The 19581-nt window shown below is 63.5% G+C and carries 17 protein-coding genes and 1 pseudogene; 8 read left to right on the top strand and 10 right to left on the bottom strand.

The window, feature by feature from the left end:
• The first annotated feature begins 34 nt into the window (after positions 1–34).
• From OIU37_RS32000 to OIU37_RS31975, 6 genes are all read left to right on the top strand, one after another.
• Positions 35–940 carry a sugar phosphate isomerase/epimerase family protein gene (locus OIU37_RS32000; RefSeq protein WP_264259820.1) on the top strand — a complete coding sequence of 302 codons (906 nt, stop codon included), beginning with the start codon at positions 35–37 and terminating at the stop codon, positions 938–940.
• Positions 941–1057: 117 nt separating this feature from the next.
• Positions 1058–2230: a Gfo/Idh/MocA family protein gene (locus tag OIU37_RS31995; protein ID WP_240605058.1), complete on the top strand. Its 1173-nt coding sequence runs from the start codon at positions 1058–1060 to the stop codon at positions 2228–2230.
• Positions 2231–2310: 80 nt separating this feature from the next.
• On the top strand, positions 2311–3252 hold the full coding sequence (locus OIU37_RS31990; protein ID WP_264259819.1) for a sugar phosphate isomerase/epimerase: 942 nt from the start codon (positions 2311–2313) through the stop codon (positions 3250–3252).
• 120 nt (positions 3253–3372) lie between these two features.
• Positions 3373–5286 carry a 5-dehydro-2-deoxygluconokinase gene (iolC, locus tag OIU37_RS31985; protein ID WP_264259818.1) on the top strand — a complete coding sequence of 638 codons (1914 nt, stop codon included), beginning with the start codon at positions 3373–3375 and terminating at the stop codon, positions 5284–5286.
• Positions 5283–7118, top strand: a complete 1836-nt coding sequence (gene iolD / locus OIU37_RS31980; protein ID WP_240605055.1) for a 3D-(3,5/4)-trihydroxycyclohexane-1,2-dione acylhydrolase (decyclizing) — start codon at positions 5283–5285, stop codon at positions 7116–7118. The genes iolC and iolD overlap by 4 nt, the downstream gene beginning before the upstream one ends.
• Positions 7119–7228: 110 nt before the next feature.
• Positions 7229–8413, top strand: a complete 1185-nt coding sequence (locus tag OIU37_RS31975) for a hypothetical protein (RefSeq protein ID WP_240605054.1) — start codon at positions 7229–7231, stop codon at positions 8411–8413.
• Positions 8414–8428: 15 nt separating this feature from the next.
• Here OIU37_RS31975 and OIU37_RS31970 read toward each other — a convergent pair whose 3' ends face one another.
• From OIU37_RS31970 to OIU37_RS31935, 8 genes are all read right to left on the bottom strand, one after another.
• Positions 8429–9442, bottom strand: coding sequence for a succinylglutamate desuccinylase/aspartoacylase family protein (locus tag OIU37_RS31970; protein WP_264259817.1), 1014 nt, complete (start codon positions 9440–9442; stop codon positions 8429–8431).
• Positions 9443–9576: 134 nt separating this feature from the next.
• Positions 9577–9921, bottom strand: a complete 345-nt coding sequence (locus OIU37_RS31965) for a RidA family protein (RefSeq protein WP_240605052.1) — start codon at positions 9919–9921, stop codon at positions 9577–9579.
• 37 nt (positions 9922–9958) lie between these two features.
• A complete protein-coding gene (locus OIU37_RS31960) occupies positions 9959–11269 on the bottom strand; it encodes an alanine racemase (RefSeq protein WP_264259816.1) in 1311 nt (436 codons plus the stop codon).
• On the bottom strand, positions 11262–12218 hold the full coding sequence (locus OIU37_RS31955) for an amidohydrolase (RefSeq protein WP_264259815.1): 957 nt from the start codon (positions 12216–12218) through the stop codon (positions 11262–11264). The genes OIU37_RS31960 and OIU37_RS31955 overlap by 8 nt, the downstream gene beginning before the upstream one ends.
• Complete coding sequence (locus tag OIU37_RS31950) at positions 12215–13156, bottom strand: ABC transporter permease (protein WP_168269270.1); 942 nt, start codon at positions 13154–13156, stop codon at positions 12215–12217. The genes OIU37_RS31955 and OIU37_RS31950 overlap by 4 nt, the downstream gene beginning before the upstream one ends.
• Positions 13153–14115, bottom strand: a complete 963-nt coding sequence (locus OIU37_RS31945) for an ABC transporter permease (protein ID WP_264259814.1) — start codon at positions 14113–14115, stop codon at positions 13153–13155. Before OIU37_RS31945 ends, OIU37_RS31950 begins: the two co-directional genes overlap by 4 nt.
• The gene (locus OIU37_RS31940) at positions 14112–15626 is read right to left on the bottom strand and encodes a sugar ABC transporter ATP-binding protein (protein ID WP_264259813.1); all 1515 of its coding nucleotides are present in this window, start codon (positions 15624–15626) and stop codon (positions 14112–14114) included. Before OIU37_RS31940 ends, OIU37_RS31945 begins: the two co-directional genes overlap by 4 nt.
• Positions 15627–15649: 23 nt before the next feature.
• Positions 15650–16723, bottom strand: a complete 1074-nt coding sequence (locus tag OIU37_RS31935; protein ID WP_264259812.1) for an ABC transporter substrate-binding protein — start codon at positions 16721–16723, stop codon at positions 15650–15652.
• A 217-nt stretch (positions 16724–16940) separates the two neighbouring features.
• Between OIU37_RS31935 and OIU37_RS31930 the strand changes: the two genes are divergently transcribed.
• Both OIU37_RS31930 and OIU37_RS31925 read left to right on the top strand, forming a co-directional pair.
• On the top strand, positions 16941–17726 hold the full coding sequence (locus OIU37_RS31930; protein WP_264259811.1) for an IclR family transcriptional regulator: 786 nt from the start codon (positions 16941–16943) through the stop codon (positions 17724–17726).
• Positions 17717–17818 (top strand): annotated as a pseudogene (locus tag OIU37_RS31925) (MarR family transcriptional regulator); the annotation flags it as partial. The gene OIU37_RS31930 and the pseudogene OIU37_RS31925, both read left to right, overlap by 10 nt.
• Positions 17819–17853: 35 nt before the next feature.
• Here OIU37_RS31925 and OIU37_RS31920 read toward each other — a convergent pair.
• A complete protein-coding gene (locus OIU37_RS31920; RefSeq protein WP_264259810.1) occupies positions 17854–18762 on the bottom strand; it encodes a homocysteine S-methyltransferase family protein in 909 nt (302 codons plus the stop codon).
• A gap of 125 nt (positions 18763–18887) precedes the next feature.
• The gene (locus OIU37_RS31915) at positions 18888–19577 is read right to left on the bottom strand and encodes an ABC transporter permease (protein ID WP_264259809.1); all 690 of its coding nucleotides are present in this window, start codon (positions 19575–19577) and stop codon (positions 18888–18890) included.
• Between the last annotated feature and the right edge of the window lie 4 nt (positions 19578–19581).

The following is a 19581-nucleotide window of genomic DNA, read 5'->3' as shown; positions in this document are numbered from 1 at the left end:
ATGGCCCAGCACAATCATCGGACGGGTAACAGCCATGAAGATTGCCATCGACCCCTTTATGCATCGCCACCTCTCACTCGAAGAATTGCCCTCGAAAGTGGCTGAACTCGGATACGAGTGGATAGAGCTCAGCCCGCGGGCCGATTTCCTCGAGTGGTTCAAGGCGCCGCGCGTGTTTCCGGCCCGCGCCAAGGCATTCAAGAAAGCGCTTTCCGATGCCAATGTCGGCATTGCCTCGCTCCTGCCGATGTATCGGTGGGCCTCGAACGATGAAAATGAGCGGCAAGCTGCCGTCAAGCACTGGAAGCGCGCCATCGAGATCAGTGTCGAACTCGGCGTCGACACGATGAACTCGGAATTCGGCCGCGGCCCCCACCCGGACAAGGGTTCGTGCTACTGCTGCCATACCGGTTCCATGATCGAGGCCTGCGAAGACGCCTGGTGGCGCTCGATGGAAGAACTGGTGCCGATCTTTGAAAAGGAAGGCATCAACCTGCACGTCGAACCGCATCCCGAGGATTGGTGCGAAACCCTGCAGCCGGCGCTCGATATCATCAGGACGGTTAACTCGAAGAACGTCAAGTTCCTCTATTGCGCGCCGCACACCTTCTACTTCGGCGATGACACCAAGGCGATGCTCCGGGAAGCAAAGGACGTGCTCGCCCATGTGCATGTCGGCGACACCTTCAATCACAAGGCCTCCTCGGGGCTCCGCTACATCCTCAACCCTCCGGGCACGCAGGCCAGGGTGCATCAGCACCTGAACATCGGCCAGGGCGAGGTTCCCTGGGAAGATTTCTTCAGCACGCTGGCGGAGATCGGGTTCGACGGCATCATGACCGCATGCGTATTCGCCTGGGAGGACAAGGCCGACCACTCCGGCAAGTTCATGCGCGCCGAAATGCAGCGCTTCGTCGACAAGTACTGGACCGCGAAATAACGCGCGATGCCCCTCTAGCGGTTCGCGATGCAGCCAGGCGATTGGCGCAAGCGACCGGGACCGGGTTCTGCCCGGAACGCTTAAACATCACAGACATCATTCCTGGAAGGACAGAAGATGATCAACGGAGAAAGATCCATCGAGCGCCCCCTGCGCTGGGGCATGGTCGGCGGCGGCCGCACCGGGCAGGTGGGCTACAAGCATAGAACCGGCGCCCAGCGGGATGGCACCTACCGGCTCATCTGCGGAGCCTTCGATCTCGACGCCGAGCGCGGACGCGACTTCGGCACGAAGATCGGCGTCGCTGCGGACAGATGCTATGGCGATTATAAGGAGCTGATCGCCAAGGAGGCCGGGCGTGAGGACGGAGTCGAGGTCGTCTCGATCGCCACGCCGAACTTCACCCACTACGAGATCACCAAGGCGTGCCTGGAAGCCGGTCTTCACGTGATCTGCGAAAAGCCGCTGTTCTTCACCGTCGCCGAATGCGACGAGGTCGCGAGGCTGGCGGAAGAGAAGGGCCTGATCGTCGGCGTCACCTACGGCTTCACCGGCCATCCGCTGGTTCATCAAATGGCGGCGATGGTCAAGAAGGGCATGCTCGGCGATATCCGCATCGTCGACATGCAATATAGCCACGGGTTCAACGCGGGCGACGATATCGGCGCCGGCGAAGCCGTGAAGTGGCGCACCAATCCGAAGACGGCTGGCCCGACCTTCGTTCTCGGCGATATCGGCACGCACCTCTACTATCTCTCCGAAGTGGTGCTGCCGCATATGAAGATCGAAAAGCTGCTCTGCGACCGCAAGGCCTTCATTCCGACCCGTGCGCCACTCGAAGACCACGCGACCGTTCTCATGCATTACGACAACGGCGCCCGCGGCCGTCTCTGGGTGTCCTCCGTGGATGCCGGCAATATGGGTTCGCAGCGCTACCGTTTCGTCGGCTCCAAGGCCTCCGTCGAATGGTCCGACTCCCATCCCGACCAGTTGATTTACGAAGTGCAGGGTGAACCGAACCGAACCTTGCATCACGGCATGCCCTACCTCGAAGAGGAAAGCCTCGCCTACGATCGCATGGGCGCGCTGCACACCGAAGGCCTGGGCGACAGCTGGGCGAACATCTACCTCTGGATCGCCCAGGCGGTCGACGCAAAACGCCGCGGCGACGAGGCCTTCCTCAAGGGTCATCATTATCCCGGCATCGAAGCCGGCACCGAAGGCGTGCGCTGGCTGGAAAACTGCGTCCGTTCGGCGGACGCAGGTTCGGCCTGGGTCGAGTTCAAGTGATCCACCAGGGGGCGCGCCGGATCTCCTCCATCCTCCTCCCAAGGCGCGTCCCCGACACCCTCTTTTAGAAAGACAACGACATGAAACTTTCGATCTGCACCGACGTGATGGGCGACCTTTCCTTCACGGATATGCTCGACAAATGCGTCAAACTTGGTGTCGAGGGTATCGAGATGACTGGCGGCGGCTGGTCGCGCGGGCCGCACTTCCGTGCGGACGAGCTGCTGGCCGATAGGGGCCTGCTCAAGACCAAGCTGAAGGAAATCGAAGCCCGCGGCCTGGAAATCGCCGCGCTGAATTGCTCGGCAAACCCGCTCGATCCGGGTGACATGGGCAAGCGCCACCACAAGGAAATGGAAGACACCATCCGGCTCGCTGGCGAAATCGGCGTGAAGAAGATCGTCACCATGTCCGGCCTGCCAGAAGCCGCCCCCGGCGACACGGTGCCGAACTGGCTCGTCTACACCAAGAGCTGGCCGAATGAGATGCCTGAGCGCGACCGATATCAGTGGGAAGATCGGGCCTTCCCGCTCTGGCACGGCCTGGTCAAGCTCGCCGATGAAGTCGGCGTCGAAAAATATGCGCTGGAAAACTTCTCGGCCATGCTCGTATGGAACCCGGAGACCCTCTTCCGCCTGCGCAACGAAGTCGGTCCGAAAGTCGGCATGAACCTCGATCCGTCGCATCTGATGTGGATGGGCGCCGACCCGATCGCCTCCGCCCGTGCTCTGGGCGATGCCATCCATCATTGCCATGGCAAGGATACCCGCATCGAGCGCGGCCTCGCCGACGTCAACGGCTTGCTAGAGCTCAAGGACGTAACCGACGTCGCCAACCGCAGCTGGAACTATGTCGCGGTCGGCGCCGGCCATGACCTGCAATGGTGGAAGGAGTTCTTCTCCGTGGTGCGGATGGTCGGCTACAACGATTGGGTCAGCCTCGAGATGGAAGACTTCACCATGTCGACGGATGCCGGCATCCAATCCTCTATCGATGCGCTGCAGGCAACAATCAGCCGCTGATGGAAAGGCGCGGGCGATGTTCGCCCGCGCTCTCTTGCATTCGTAGCTTCCTGTGAAGAGGCCGACGATGCCCAACCCGATCACCATGACCGAATTCAATACTATTGCGAGGAAACCGACATGACCAAGACATTGGACGTGATCACGATCGGGCGAGCCGGCGTCGACCTCTATGGGGCACAGGTCGGAGGACGGCTGGAGGATATGGGATCCTTCGAAAAATATATCGGCGGCAGTCCGACCAACATTGCCTGCGGCACGGCGCGACTGGGCCTCAAGTCGGCACTGATCTCCCGGGTGGGCGATGAGCATATGGGCCGATTCATTCGCGAGGAGCTTGCCCGGCATGGCGTCGATGGCAGGGGCGTCGTGACGGATCCCGAGCGGCTGACGGCACTCGTCATTCTCGGGATCCGGGACGAAGAACGTTTCCCGTTGATATTCTACCGGGAAAATTGCGCCGACATGGCGCTTTGCGAGAATGATATCGATGAGGCTTTCGTTTCCAGCGCCCGTTCGGTGCTGGTGACGGGAACACACCTCTCCCATCCGCGCACGGAAGCGGCCGGGCTCAAGGCGCTCGGCTTTGCCCGCAAGCATGGCGCCAAGACGGCTCTCGACATCGACTATCGTCCAAATCTTTGGGGGGTGGCCGGCCATGGCGAAGGGGAAAGCCGCTATGTGGCAAGCGGGCAGGTGACCGAAAAGCTCCAGACCACGCTTCATCTGTTCGATTTGATCGTCGGGACAGAGGAAGAATTCCACATCGCCGGCGGGACGACCGATACCGTGGCGGCGCTGCGGGCCGTGCGCGCCGTGACTGCGGCGACGCTCGTCTGCAAACGCGGCGCCAAGGGAGCGGTCGCATTCGAAGATGCGATACCGGATAATCTGGACGAGGGCATTTCGGGCGAAGGTTTCCCGGTCGAAGTCTTCAACGTTCTCGGCGCCGGAGACGGCTTTTTCGCCGGGCTGCTGAAGGGCTGGCTTGATGGCGAGGATTGGCCGACCGCACTCAGATACGCCAATGCCTGTGGCGCTTTTGCAGTCTCTCGTCACGGCTGCACACCGGCCTATCCGTCACTTCAGGAGCTGAATTTCTTCCTCGAGCGCGGCATGACGCGCCCCGATCTGCGCAATGATCCCGAGCTGGAGCAGATACATTGGTCGACCAACCGGCATGGCGACTGGTCTGAGATGCGAGTCTTCGCCTTCGATCACCGGATGCAGCTCGAAAACATGGCGGGCTACACACCGTCGAAGGGCGGCGCCTTCAAGGAGCTTTGCCTTGAAGCGGCACTCAAGGTGCAGAACGGGCGTTCCGGCTACGGAATCCTCTGCGACGACCGGATCGGCCGACGCGCACTCCACGCTGCCTCCGGGAGCGGCCTTTGGATCGGCAGACCCTGCGAATGGCCGGGGTCTCGGCCGCTTAGCCTGGAGCCGTCACTCGGTCCCGATTGCGGGGGGCTTTCGGAATGGGCGCGCGAGAACGTCGTCAAGGTGCTCTGCTTCTGCCACCCCGATGACGACGATGCGACCTGGGCCCGGCAACTGGCGGAAGTGCAGCGGCTTTACGTGGCCTCGCGGCGCAACAGGCTGGAATTCCTGCTTGAGGTCATCCCTTCCAAGGTCGCAAGCATCACCACGGACACGACCGCGACGCTGATCCGCCGCTTCTATGCCGAAGGCATTTATCCTGACTGGTGGAAGCTGGAACCGATGGACGAGCCCGAAGCTTGGACGCAGGTCTGTGCCGCCATCGAGGAAAACGATCGTCATACAAGAGGGATCGTGGTCCTCGGCCTGGATGCGCCGGAGGACGTGTTGAAGGCGAGCTTCGAAGTTGCCGCGAGCTTCCCGCTCGTCAAGGGATTTGCCGTCGGCCGGACAATCTTCGGCTCCGTCGCCCGCGGCTGGTTCGAGGGCTCGATCAGTGATGAAGAGGCCGTCGAAGAGATGGCGAAACGATATTCCCGGCTTTGCACGGTCTGGGACGGCGCGCGGGCGCGCGTGCAGGAGGCAGCAGAATGACAACGATACGACTGACCGCCGCACAGGCCATGATGAAATGGCTCTCGGTCCAGATGACCGAGGATGGCGAACGCTTCATCGAAGGCGTCTGGGCGATCTTCGGTCACGGCAACGTCGCCGGCATCGGGGAGGCGCTGCATGGAATTGGCGACGCCCTTCCCACATGGCGCGGCCAGAACGAACAGACCATGGCGCATGCGGCGATCGCTTATGCAAAGACACTGAAGCGCCGGCGCGCCCAGGCCGTGACATCCTCGATCGGCCCCGGCGCCACCAATATGGTAACGGCTTGCGCGCTTGCCCATGTCAACAGATTGCCCGTGCTTTTCATACCCGGCGATGTGTTCGCCAATCGCCGCCCCGAGCCGGTGTTGCAGCAGATCGAGGATATGAATGACGGGACCGTCAGTGCCAATGACTGCTTCCGGACGGTCTCGGCCTATTTCGACCGGATCGCCCGTCCCGAGCATCTCCTGACTTGCCTGCCGCGCGCCTTGGCCGTTATGACCGATCCCGGCAGCTGCGGTCCCGTTACGCTCGCCTTCTGCCAGGATGTGCAAGCAGAATTCTACGACTACCCCCAGGCATTTTTCGAACCGAAGGTGTGGCGCATCCGCCGTCCCGAACCGGATCCGCGGGAGGTCGCATATCTTGCCGATGCCATCCGCGCTGCGCGCAAGCCAGTGATCATTTCCGGTGGCGGCGTCATCTATTCGCAGGCCGAGGCCGAACTCGCCGCATTCGCGGAGAAGCACCATATCCCATTTGTCGAAACGCAAGCCGGGAAGGGCGCCAACAGCTGGGAGCACCCGCTGAATTTCGGGTCGCCGGGTGTGACCGGATCGGCGTCGGCCAATGCGCTTTGCGCAGAGGCGGACCTCGTGATCGGCATCGGCACGCGCTTCCAGGATTTCACCACAGGCAGCTGGGCGCTTTTCCGCAATCCCTCGCGCCGGCTCGCCTCGATCAACCTTGCGGGATACGATGCGACCAAACATTCGGCGCTGCCCTGCGTCGGCGATGCCAGGATCACGCTCACGCGCCTTTCAGCAGCACTCGAGGCCTATCGCGGGCCTGACGTCGATGCCGGGAGCAGGACCGATTGGCATAGAACGGTCGAGCGCGTGACGGCGGCGCCGGAAGTGGACGAGCCTGGAAACCTGCCCACCGATGCGCAGGTCATCGGCGCCGTACAGCGGGTGGCGACGGAAAACTCCGTGGTCATGTGCGCGGCCGGCACCATGCCGGGCGCACTGCAGGTGCTGTGGCAATCTGCCAGGGGCGGATACCACATGGAATATGGCTTCTCCTGCATGGGTTACGAAGTGGCGGGCGCCATGGGCATCAAGCTCGCCCGCCCTGACAAGGAGGTCATCTGCTTCGTCGGCGACGGCTCCTACATGATGGCCAATTCGGAACTCGCAACCGCCGTCATGCGGCGGGTGCCGTTCACCGTCGTGTTGACCGACAACCGCGGTTACGGCTGCATCAACCGTCTGCAGATCGAGTGCGGCGGCGCCGAGTTCAACAACATGTACAAGGACTGCAATGTCGACGTGCAGCCCGAGATCGATTTTGTCGCGCATGCCGCCTCGATGGGCGCCCATGCCGAGAAGATTGGGTCCATCGCCGAACTCGAGGCACGTATCATCGCGGCGCGGGAACGAAACATTCCGAGCGTTCTGGTGATCGACACCGATGCGGTTCCCGGAACCGACTCAGGTGGCCATTGGTGGGACGTTGCCGTCCCGCAGGTCGGCGGCCCGGAGCGGCTCGAGCAGGCCCGCGCGCGTTACAACGAGCATGCCGCCAATCAACGTGCGTTTGACTGAAGGACAGGTGCTCCCGGCGGGCGTCTGCGGACGCCCGCGCTCAAAGATCAGTCTAGACACTATTATGGACACGTGTTCTATAAAATGGACAGATTTGACGGGAGCACGCCATGCATCTTTCCATGTGGACTTACCCTTGGGATATCCAGGACCAAGGGCTCACGGCACTCACCGCCGACCTTCACGGCCGTGCGGGCCTGACGACGGTCAGCTTGGCGACCTCCTATCACGCGGGCCGGTTCCTGCAGCCCCGGAGCCCGCAGCAGAAGGCCTATTTCCCCGAGGATGGGACGGTCTACTTCCGGCCGGATGAAAGCCTATGGCAGGACAAGCTGATCCGGCCCCTGATGGCTGAGAATGTCACTGAGCGCGGCGACATGCTGGAAGCGCTCGTCAAGGGACGCGAGGCGACGGGTCTCAAAGTCTCCTGCTGGACGGTCTGCCTGCACAATACCCGCCTCGGCATGCTGCATCCCGATCACGTGACGCGGAACGCCTTCGGCAATCCCAACTATTACAATCTTTGCCCCTCCAGCCCGGCGGCGCGGGCCTATGCCGTCACCCTTGTTCGCGACATCACGACCAACTACCGGCCCGATATGGTGGAACTCGAGAGCCCGAACTTCATGGGATTCGCGCACGAATACCATCACGAGAAGGACGGCGTCGGCCTGAGCGCCGAAGACGATTTTCTGCTGTCGCTCTGCTTCTGCGACCATTGCACGGCGCGCGCCGAAAAGGCCGGCGCGCCGGTCGAAGGCGCGCGCGGAACGGTCGCGCGCTTCATCGCCGAACTTTGCGAACGAGCTGTCCCGGAACGGCAATTCCCCGACTTCCCGGCAGCCGGCATCGATGCCTTCCGCGACCAGCCTGATCTGCATGCCTATCTCACCTGGCGCAGCGAACCGGTGACCAGCCTGATCGGCGAGATCAAGGCAGCCGCCGATCAGGCGACACGCATCGTGCTCATCGACCTGAAGGACGGCTGGCTCGGCGGCGTCGATCTTGCAGCCGCCGGCAAGCTCTGCGACGGGGCGATCCTCTGCTGCTACGACATGGAGCCGGATGCCGTCGGCGATGTCATCCGGACCGGCAGGGCGGCAATTGGACCGGGCAAGTTCCTTGGGGTGGGCCTGCGCGTCTTCTATCCTGAGGTCAGCGGGCCGGCGGTGCTCGCCGCACGCGCCAAGGCCGCCGTCGATGCCGGCGCTGTCGGCGTGAACTTCTACAATTACGGCCTGATACCGGCAAAGCGTCTCGACTGGGTCAAGGCAGCAGTCGACGCAATCGCTTGAGCAGATCAGCGCTCCTCAGGATGCGATGGGTTCGGCGACCTGGATCAGGCAGTCGCCGGCCTGGCTGTCGCAATGCAGCCTGTGGGAAATGACAATGCCGCTTTCGGCAAACCGCAGCTCTTCCTCCGGCTGCTCCAGGCGTTCGAGGTCATGATACCATCCGGCAAGGTCGCCGGCGGAAACGGTTGCGCCGAGGGCAACGGCCGGCTCGAACCAGCCTCTGCTGTTCGCATAGATGCCCTGGCCGTGCCGGGATAGTGAAAGCAGTTGCAACGGTCCCGGCTCGGCGAGCGGCGCGCGCGACAGGACCGGACGCTCGACGATACCGAGTGTGACGAGCAGCCGGTCGATTGCCGCCGCCGTGAAGGTCATGGTCTCAGGCGTCACGGTGCCGCCGCCGCCGAACTCGCCGGAAAGCCCGACGGTCCCGGCCCTTGCCGCAGCCCCCATCGATGTCGGTGCGGTCGGCCCGTTGTCGGCGATGAAGGCATGCGCCGCACCCATGGCGCGCATCAGCGAAACGGACCGTTCGAAGCGGGCGGCATCGGTCTGCCGCTCGATCAGCGTGCAGGGCAGGTGCGCCATGGACGTCCCGCCCGAATGCAGGTCGAGCACGATGTCATGGCGCGGAAAAAGTTCGTGCTCGAGGAAATACGCCATCCGCGCCGTCGGCGAGCCGGTGGGATCGCCGGGAAACGCCCGATTGAGGTTGCCGCCGTCGAAGGGCGAGCAGCGCCTGGCCGCCATCGCCGCCGGCAGGTTCGCCATCGGCAGGATGGTGACGGCGCCGCGGATGTCGGTGACCTCAAGCAGCCGCATCAGCCGGCCGAGCTGGAGTTCGCCCTCATACTCGTCGCCATGATTGCCCGCTATCAGCAGCAAGGACGGCCCCTCGCCATTCTTCAGGCGAAGGACCGGAATGCGGATCTGATAATAGGGCGACCGGTCGATCGAATAGGGAATGGCGAGGTGGCCGGCCTGCCGGCCCTCGCGCGAAAAGTCGATCGGATTGACGAGACCGCTATGCATGAAGTCTCCAGTGCTTGCGGTTGCGATGCCGTTACAGCGCCGCGCGTCTTTTGAGACGCGCAAAGGACGCTGTAACACTTTGAACCTACGCATCGTGCTTTCCGAAAATCGAATCCGATTTTCGGGCCGATGCGCTAGAGAGCGGCGACGGCAGTCATTTCGACGCGCAGATCCGGATCGGCGAGACGAGCTTCGGTGCAGGCGCGGGCCGGCGGGTTTTCGATGTCGATCCAGTCATCATAGACGCTGTTCATCGCCTCGAAATCGACGATCGCCGGCAGAAAGACGTTGACGGCGATGAGGCGCGAACGGTCGATGCCAGCTTCTTTCAAAAGGGCGTCGATCTTGCCGAGCACGTCGCGGGTCTGATCCTCAATGCCCGCCTTGCGATTTTCCGCGACCTGGCCGGCAATATAGACGAGGCCGCCGTAGCTGACGGCTTGGCTCATACGCGAGCCTTTCTGATAACGCTGGATCATAATCGGGTTTTCCTTTTCTTGCTTTTGCAGGGAGAGTTCAGCCGAAGCTGGTCAGATAGGCCGCCGTCACCGAATGGTCCGGATCGAGGCCGTAAAGGATGGCATGCCGGTCAAGGCAGGTGCAGGGATGCGAGATGCCGTACTCGATGACGTCACCCACCGAAACGTCGCTGCCGTCGGCAAGTGCCACGAAGGCGTGCTGATCGTTGAGACGAAACACTTCGGCGCCTTCGAGGTCGGCAAGATGCGCACCATTGCGATAAAGCGCCAGCGGCCGCGGCAGGCCCTGGTCCATCGCCACGTCGCGCATGCCCATGCCTGAGATCGCAAGCCGCGGCTCCGGCCGCGACAGCACCTCGGCCCAGACCCGCAGCGCCGGACGGAAACCCGCAGCCGCGGAAATCATCTCGCCGCCGATGCGCAAGCCGCCGCGTGCATCGAGGCCGGCAAGGCCGCGCTCGTAGATGCCATGATCGTGGAAGAAGATTGCGCCGCTGCGCAGCACCAGCCGGCAGGCGGGATCGGCCGCAACGGCGGCTGAAAGCCTGGCAACCACAAGGTCGAAAAACATCGAGCCGCCTGATGTGACGAGGAGCGGCCGTTCGTCACCGATGCGAGCGCGCAGCTTCGGCAGGAAATCGGATGTCACCGCCATCAGCGCGTCGATGCGACGCATCGTCTCCTCCGCATTGGCGGTCGCCGCCGCACCCTCATAGGCGGCGATGCCGGTCAGCCTGAAGGCCGGCGTCTCCGCGGCAAGGATCGCCTGGAGAATTGCCTCGGCGGCGGCGGCGCTGCGGGCACCGGCGCGGCCGGCGCCGAACTCCACCAGCAGGCCAAGCGGCGGCAGATCGACCCGCTGCTGCCAGGCAGAGCGAAGAGCATCGACGAGCGCTGTCGAATCCACGAAGATATGAAGTTCCGCATCGGGATAGTGGCCAAGCAGGGCCGCGAGCCGGCGGGCAGCGGCGGCCCCGCCGATCTCATTGGCGAGGATCAGCCGGGGTTGTCCCGCCTTGAGCAGGACGGCGGCCTGGCGGATGTCGGCGACGGTCGTGCCCCAGGCGCCTGCCGCTAGAAGTGCCTCCGACAGCGCCGTCGACATCGGTGTCTTGGCATGTGGGGCGATGTCGGCGCCGTGGCTCTTCATATAGGCCATCATCAGTTCGACATTATGGGAGAAGGCCTGTCGGTCGAGCGAGATCAGCGGCAGGGCCATCCTGCCGTCATAGGGCTTCCACCCCTGCTTGCCGATTGCATCCAGCGGGAGCGGCGGATTGCCCGGCGGAAAGCCGCGCACCCGCTCGTCGATCAGCACGTTTTCCGTCGCGGTATGAAGATCAGACATGGCGACCCCTGCTGATGTCGGCCGAGTCGGCGATGCCGAGCCGGTATGTGTCATTGGCGGTGGCAAAGAACAAAGCGCGCTGCTCGTCGTAAGAGAGCTGTGAGGCGACCGTGCGGAAAACCTGATAGACCTCGTCGAAAGAGGCGTGCAAGCCCGCGACCGGAAAGTCGCTCGCGAACATGGCGCGCGCCGGACCGAAACAATCGAGGCAATGCTCGATCACCGGCTGCAGGCTTTCGAGCGTCCAGTCATTGTCGTAGGCGACAAGGTCGGAGATCTTCAGGCGCACATTCGGCTCGCGGCCGAGCGCCCGCAGGCCGCGGCGCCAGAGCGCCATGCCGTCCTCCGTCCGATCCGCCGGGCTGCCGCCGTGGTTGAGCACAAACAGCGTTTGCGGAAAAGCGCGCACCAGTTCGAGCGCCTCACTCATCTGCCAGGGATAGAGCATCAGATCGAAGATCAATCCGAGCCGCGTGGCGTCGGCAAGCCCCGCCTGCCAGGCTGGATCGCCCATACGGTTCGGGCGCGGCGCAAAACTCTTCGCCGCGTCCGGATGCCAGCTCAAAATATCACGGATGCCGACGACATTCGGGTTTGCCGCTTCCGCCTCGAGCAGGCGCATGGCGTCCGGCCCGTCGAGAGGCACGCGCGCGATATAACGATGCGCCACGCCGGAGCTGCGGTCGAGGCCATCCAGCCAACGGCTCTCTTCCAGCGGGTATGCAACGGACCAGCCGGCCTCCACATGGACGGTTGCCACGATATTCTGGCGCGCGGCATCGGCGCGATAGTCGTCGATGCCGTAGTCGCGCAGAATCGGCGCTAAACTGCCGAAAACCATCTCCTCGCCGGAAGCCCGCGCCTTCTGCAGCCAGGGATGACGTTCCAGCTTAAGGTCCCAGAGGTGATGGTGCGGGTCGATCACCGGCCCGTCATAGAGCTCCGTCATCTGCGCGCCTCCCGGCCGGAAACGAGCAGAAGGGCAAGGATCAAGGTGCCGAACATGATCGATCGCCAGCCCGGCGAGGCGTTGACGACAGTGATCAGCGCCGTCGTCGTGACGAGCAGGATTGCCCCCGGAATAGTCCCGGCGTAGGTGCCGCGGCCGCCGAGGATGGAGGTGCCGCCGAGCACGACGGCGGCGATCGAGGTCAGCAGATAGGGGTCGCCGATGCCGACATAGCCTTGCCGGTTCATGCCGAGCACGAGAATGCCGGCGAGGCCTGCGAAAAAGCCCGACAGAGTGTGGACGATCAGCGTGTTGCGCGTGACGCTGACGCCGGAAAGCCGGGCCGCCAGGGGGTTTGCCCCAAGCGCCAGGAAACGTGCGCCGATCGGCATGCGGTGGACGAGCAGCAGGACGACGATCGAGACGACGAGCCACAGAATGATGCCCGAGGGAATGCCGAGCGGCCGCGCCTGCCCGAGCAGAATGACCGCCGGGTTGCTGACGGTGACCGCGCTGCCGCCGGCGACGATGACGAGCAGGCCCTGCAGGAAGGTCGCCATGGCCAGCGTCATGATGATCGGTGGCACGCGAAGATAGGCAGCCCCGGCGCCGTTCATCAGGCCGATGCCGGTGGCGATGGCAAGGGCTGCCGCGATGCCGGCGAGACCGGTCGGGTCCCAGGCGGGCGAAATCAGCGGCAGCAGGATCGCCGTGACGGTGATGACCGCGCCGACGGAGAGATCGATGCCGCCCATCAGGATGACGAGCGTCTGGCCGGCGGCGGCAATGCCGATCACCGCGGCGAGTTCGAGCAGGTAGCGCAGGTGGCCATAGGCGCCGAAACCCCGCAACGTGAAACTTGCGACGATCCAGACGAGCGCGACCAGAAGGAAGGTCAGCAGCGGCGGATTGCGGAACGCCGACCTGATGATATTCATCGCCTTGCCCTCCATTGGCCGAGAAGTTCCGGAACGGCGACTGCGCCGACGATGATCAACCCTTGCGCGACATATTGGGCGACCGGCGGGAAGCCCAGGAAGAACATGACGTTGATCATCACCGAGAGCAGCAGGCTGCCGCAGATCGCGCCCCGCATCGTGCCCTTGCCGCCGAGGAAACCCACGCCGCCGAGCACGGCAGCGGCAATCGAGTTCAGCGTGAAGGGCGTGCCGATCACGGGATCACCCGAACCGGTCTGCGCCGCGACAAACAAACCGGTCAGCGTTGCAAGAAGACCGGACAGCGCGAAGGCTGCGACCTTCACCCGTTCGACCGGAACGCCGGAGCGGAATGCACCGACCGGATTGTCGCCGGCCGCGTAGATGCCGAGGCCGAGCGGCGTTGCGAGAAAGACCTTCCAGAGTACGAGGATCACGACGAGCAGCAGGGAGGCGACGGGCGTGTGGCCGGCCAGCGCCGTCGACAGCCAATCGGGAATGAACCCGCCCGGCCGCGGCAGCAGGATGAGCGCGACCCCGCCGATGATGAAGGAGCCGGCAAGCGTGACGATGATTGCGGGAAGCCTCAGATAGGTGACGATGGCGCCGATGACGGCGCCAATCGAAAGACCGGCGAGGGAGACCGCAAGAATGCCGCCCGGCACGCCGAGCGCCCCTTCCATCGTCGTCGCGGCAATCACCGCTCCAAGGCTGACGAGCGGGCCGATCGCCAGCGTAATGCCGCCGTTCAGCATGAGCAGCGCCTGCGCCATGGTGACGAGCGCGAGCGGGAACCAGTTCTGCGTGAACTTCGAAAAACCGCCGATCGAAAGGATGCCGGGAAAGAGCAGCGCATAGAGGACGAGAAAGGCGGCGACAACCAGATAAAGGCCGGCAAGGCCGCGGTTGCGGCGGAGCTGGATCGAGCCGTAGAGCCGGGATGACGAACTCGTGCTCATGCCGCCTCTCCCTGCGTCGTGGTCGTAATGCCCATGGCCGCGCCGACGATCGCCCCTTCGCTGATTTCATCTTGCGACAGCGCCGCCGCGACGCGCCCCTCGCGCAGAACCACGACACGGTCGCAGAGATGCACCAGCTCCGGCGTATCGGAACTGGCCAGGATGACGAGCCGCCCCTCGGCGGCGAAAGCGCGGAGCATGAGGTAGATTTCCCGCTTGGTCTCGATGTCGACGCCGCGCGTCGGATCGTTGAGGAGCAGAACGGAGGGATCGAGCGGCAGCCATTTGGCGAGCGCCACCTTCTGCTGGTTGCCGCCGGAAAGCGCCTGGACCGGGCGGGCCGTGTCGCCCTTGATCGTCAGCCGGCGCGCGAGATCGGCGACCAGGCCGTTTTCCGCCGGCCGGTCGCGCAGCCCCTTGCGGGCGAGGCGTCCGAGCGAGGGCAGGATGAGATTGGATGCGATCGAATGGGGCAGCACCAGGCCCTCGTGCTTGCGGTCGGCCGGGACATAGACGATGCCCGCGGCATTCGCCTCGCCGACATGGGCGGGCAAGCCGGGCTTGCCGGATACCTCCGCCCGGGCAGCCGCGGCCGGAATCGCGCCGTAAAGGCCGAGCAGCAGGTCTTCCTGCCCTTGTCCGACGAGCCCGCCGATGCCGACGATCTCGCCGGCGCGGGCGGAGAAGCCGATGTCACGCACCATGCCGGCGGAAAAACCTTCGACGCTGATGCGCATCGCGCCGGGTGCTGTGACGGAGCGCGGCGGGAACAGGTCGCCGGTCTCGCGGCCGACCATCAGGCGCACCAGGCCCTCGCCGTCGATGCCGGACAGCGACTGGTCGGCGGTGACCAAGCCGTCCTTCAGCACTGTGACATGCGAGCAGAGCGCCTGCACCTCGTTGAGGCGGTGGGAAATATAGAGAAGCGCCGTGCCGCGGTCTCTCAGCGTCTCGATCAGCCGGGCAAGGATGCCGGCTTCGTGCGCCGAAAGCGATGAGGTCGGCTCGTCCAGGATCAGCACACGCGGCCTGCGGAATAGAGCCTTGGCGATCTCCACCATCTGACGACGGCCGAGTGCCAGATCGGCAACCGGCATGTCGAGCGGCTCGGTGAGCCCGACCATATCGCAGACGTCTCGTACGCCGCGACGAAGCGCTTTGTAATCGATGAGACCGAACCGGCGCGGAAAGGCGCCGAGCCCGATGTTTTCGGCTATCGAGAGACTGGCCGTGAGGCTCAGTTCCTGCTGAACGACGGCAATACCCGCACCGCGCGCAGCCGCCGGGCTGAAGCGCTCGACCGGCTTGCCGTCGACGAGGATGGAACCGCCGTCCGGCTGGAGAGCGCCGGACAGGAGGTTGATCAGCGTGGACTTGCCGGCGCCGTTTTCGCCGAGCAGGGCGTGAACCCTGCCCGGCAGAAGGGCGATATCAACGCCCTTCAAAACGGGATTGCCGAAAAATCCCCTGAACACCTGCCGGGCTTCCAGCAGGGGTCTTTCTTCCGTCATGACGGCTTTCCTCAACCCGGGGACTACTTGGTGGCAAGCAGCTTGTCGAAGAGCGCCTTGTCGTAGTCCGAGTAGATATAGCCGTCAGCCGGGAACTTGTCGGCCCGTGCAAGGTAGCTGCCGATTGTGCTGTCGTCGATGACAGGCAGCGGCACCTTGACGAAGGCCGGAACATCCTTGCCTTCCAGCGCCTGCACGGCGGTGTAAACGGAAAGTGCACCGAGCCAGTTGGGCTGCATGGTGGCCCAGCCCTTCAGGCCCTTCTCCTTCCAGAGCTCCAGGAACTGCCTGGCGTTTTCGCCGGTTGTCGGCACCTGGTCGCGGCCCTGGCGCTCGAAAGCGAGGACGGAGCCGGCCGATAGCGCGCCGCCGAGCGACAGCACGCCGTCGATTTCGGGATTGGCGAAGAGCAGGCTGGTCATCGCTTCCTGTGCTGGGGCGACGTTATATTCCGTGTTCGTCTCGGTGATCACCTGGAGACCGGGATTGGCATCGAGGACCGGCTGGGCGCCCTTGCGGCGGTCGTCGCTCACCGAAATGCCGGCCGGTCCGTTCATGATGATGATCTTGCCCTTGCCGCCGAGCTGGCTGACCATCCACTTGGCAGCGGTCGTGCCCCATTCGTTGGAATCGGTGTTGATCTTCGCCGTCACCTTGTCTGTATTGACCAGACTGTCGAAATTCACGACGGCGATGCCCTTGTCGCAGGCATCTGAAATGACGCGGTCGAGCGCGTTGGAGGAACCGGCGATCACGACGATGGCGTCGACATTGGCGTCGATCATCGACTGGATATGCTGGATCTGCGTCTGGGCGTTGCCCTGCGCGTCCGTGATCATCAGGTCCTTGACCAGGCCCGCCTTCTTCAGCTCCTCCACTTCAGCTGTGATGGTGCCTTCGGTCTGCTTCATCCAGGTCGGCACCGAATAAATGTTTGCCCAGCCGATCGTATAGGGCGCCTTCCTGTCACCCTTGATGCAATTGGCGGCGGCCGAGGCCGTGCCGGCCGAAAAGACCAGGAGCGCCGCGGCGGCGGCAGCACCCGCGAGAAGGCCGCGGCGTAGCGAGGCGGAAATGCCGTTTTCAAGATTCTTCATGTCGATCCCCTTTTTTGTGTGCGGCAGCGTTGACGGCTTGCCATCTATGTCCAATATATCGTACATGTGATCTATATACTGGACGACCTGATCTTATGCCGATTTTTCTACCTCGCAAGAGGGCTGGGAAAATTTCATTCGCGACGAATGCGGGATCGATTGACAGATGCGGCAGTCGGCTTGAAAAGCTTGGCCGGACAAAAAGGGATCGATAGCAATGGATGCAGTTCAGGACGAAGCAGCCGGCAAGCGCGCCCGCGGGCTCGACCGCGCCTTCGAGATCCTCGATTTCCTGCGCCAGAAACGCCAGGCCCTGAAGCCGAATGAAATCGCCGCGCATATCGGCGCGCCGCGCTCATCGGTCTACGAGCTCGTCAACCTGCTGCTACAGAATGGCATCCTGGAATTCACCGGCGGCGAGGGGCGTGTCTATCTCGGCCGCAAACTGTATTTCCTCGGTGCAGCCTATGAGAACCATTTCGACTTCACCCGCGAATGCGAGGCCGCGCTGGAACAGCTTGCCGACGAGACGCGGGAGACGGCGCAGTTCTGCATGCTGGACGGAAACAGATACACGGTCGTTCGCATGCGCGAAGGCGCACGCCCCTTCCGCATTTCGACGGATGTCGGACAGTCGGTGCCGATCCCGTGGACGGCGTCCGGCCGCCTGCTCGTCGCGCATCTATCGGATCAAGAGATCCTGAACTTCATTCCGCCGCAGGATTTCCGTCTGCCGAACGGCGAATGGCTCGAGCCGCAAACCTTCATCGCCGAGGTGCGCCAGGCCGAGCGTGAAGGTCTCTTTACCTTCAACAGCATCGTCGACAGCTTCACCCACTGTTTTGCCGTACCGGTGCGCGGCGTGGAAGGTCATGCCGCCGCAACGCTCTGTCTCGTCACGCCGCGCGACGACGGCATCGCCAACCGCGACCGCTACCTCGACTGCCTGAAGAAGGCCGCCGCCGGCCTGGAGCATGCCCCAGCTCGGCCAAAACGAGGCTGAGCGCCCTGCATCATTCAGAAATCAGGGTGATGGCGCCGAAGCTGATCGAGTTTCTTCTTGAACTCCAGAAGACGGCGTCAAACACCAAATGACAATTGCGACATAGCCGAGTTCCCGACGTGCCGCTTCAATCCAAAAGCGTCTTCCTCAAGCGGTGAATATGGGCGGCGCCGATCCCGCAGCAGCCGCCGATGATGGTCGCGCCGGCTTCGGCCCAGGAGCAGGCGTAACGCGAATAGGCATCGTCATTCAGATCGTTGCGGGTTTCATGCAGGCCTTCATTGGCGGCCGCTTCGCCTGTTTCCCCTTCAAAGGCATTGGCATAGACGCCGACTTCGATATGAGCGTCCATCTTCCGGAAGACGCGCGCTGCCGTCTCCACGGCGGCCTGCATGACTTCGGGCTTGCTGCAGTTGAACAAGAGTGCCTCAGCGCCCGATGAAGCCACCCAGGATGCCGCGTCCACGACCCGTTCTTCGGAGCGAAGCTTCGGTTCGCCGCCGCTGATTGCTGCCTCGTCGTCCGCCAATGTGAAGGAAATCCAGAACGGCTTGCCTGACGTTACCACCGCCTTGCGGACAGCCTCTGCCTCAGCGATCAGGCTCAATGTCTCGCCGAGCCATATATCGACGAAGGGAGAAAGGTTTTCGACAAGCACCTCGAGATAGTCCTGCACTCGCGACGGCTGAAAGTTCTGCGGCTCGTATGAGCCGAAGATCGGCGGCAGCGAGCCGGCAACCAGGACCTTGCGATCGGTGGCGGCATCGGCCGCCTCGCGCGCCAAGCGACCGGCGAGACGGATCAGCGCCGGCCCTTCCTTCCGGAATCTATCCTCGCCAATGTGAAAGGGCACCAGCGCATAGCTGTTTGTCGTAACGACCTCAGAGCCGGCGGCGATGAATTCCTGGTGTACCTTACGGACAATATCCGGCGCGTTGATCAGCGCCAACGCCGACCATTCTGGTTGTTTCAGCTCAGCGCCCAGCCGCAGCAGCTCGCGGCTCATGCCGCCATCGAGAATTCGCGTCGTGCTCATGAAGAGGTCTCCATTCAGGCCGTCGCGCCGTCACCGGCGGCGGGCTTTTCATAACAAAGTGGGCGAGATGTGTGTGGTTCGCGTCGGCGCGCCAGCGAGTTCATGGCCATTCCCTTTCCGTCGGCCTAGCGGCGAACCGGCACCTGCGCTTCGAGACCTCGAAAGACGCGGGCGATCACGGCGGTCAGGACGAGATAGAAGACGGTTACGACGAGCAGCGGTTCATAGACGAGCAGCGTGTCCTGCTGAACCTTGTTGGCCACGGCGTAGAGATCCATCACCGTCACCGTGAAGGCGAGCGGCGTCGCCTTCAGCTGCATGACGATCTCTCCGGCGATGGTCGGCAGAGCGATGCGGATGGCCCGCGGCAGCCAGATGCGGCGGGTCAACTTCCAGGGCGACAGGCCGAAGGCCCGGCCGGCTTCGAGCTCGCCCTTGGGAACAGCAAGCAGCGCGCCGCGCAACACCTCGGCCTCATAGGCTGCGTAGTTCAGGGTGAAACTGACGGCGGCAAAGAAGAAGCCCTCGCGCAGGATCGGCCAGAACAGGCTCTGGCGGATGCCGGGGATCAGGGGCAGCAGCGAGCCGACGCCGTAGTAGAGAAGCCAAAGCTGTATCAGCAGCGGCGTGCCGCGGAAGAAGGTGCAGTAGCCGCGGGCGAGTAGCCGCGTCAGCCTGCCGCCGCTCACCTGCGCGAAGGCGAGACCGATGGCGATGATGAAGCCGAACACAACGGAAATGACAAGCAGCGACACCGTCTGCCAGGCGCCCGTCAGAAGCAGCGGCCAATAGGAAGAGATCCAGGTGAAACTCATGGGG

This window comes from Rhizobium sp. BT-226 (genome assembly GCF_025847085.2).
Taxonomy (GTDB): Bacteria; Pseudomonadota; Alphaproteobacteria; order Rhizobiales; family Rhizobiaceae; genus Rhizobium; species Rhizobium sophorae.
This window is presented reverse-complemented; position numbering and strand designations above follow the sequence as displayed.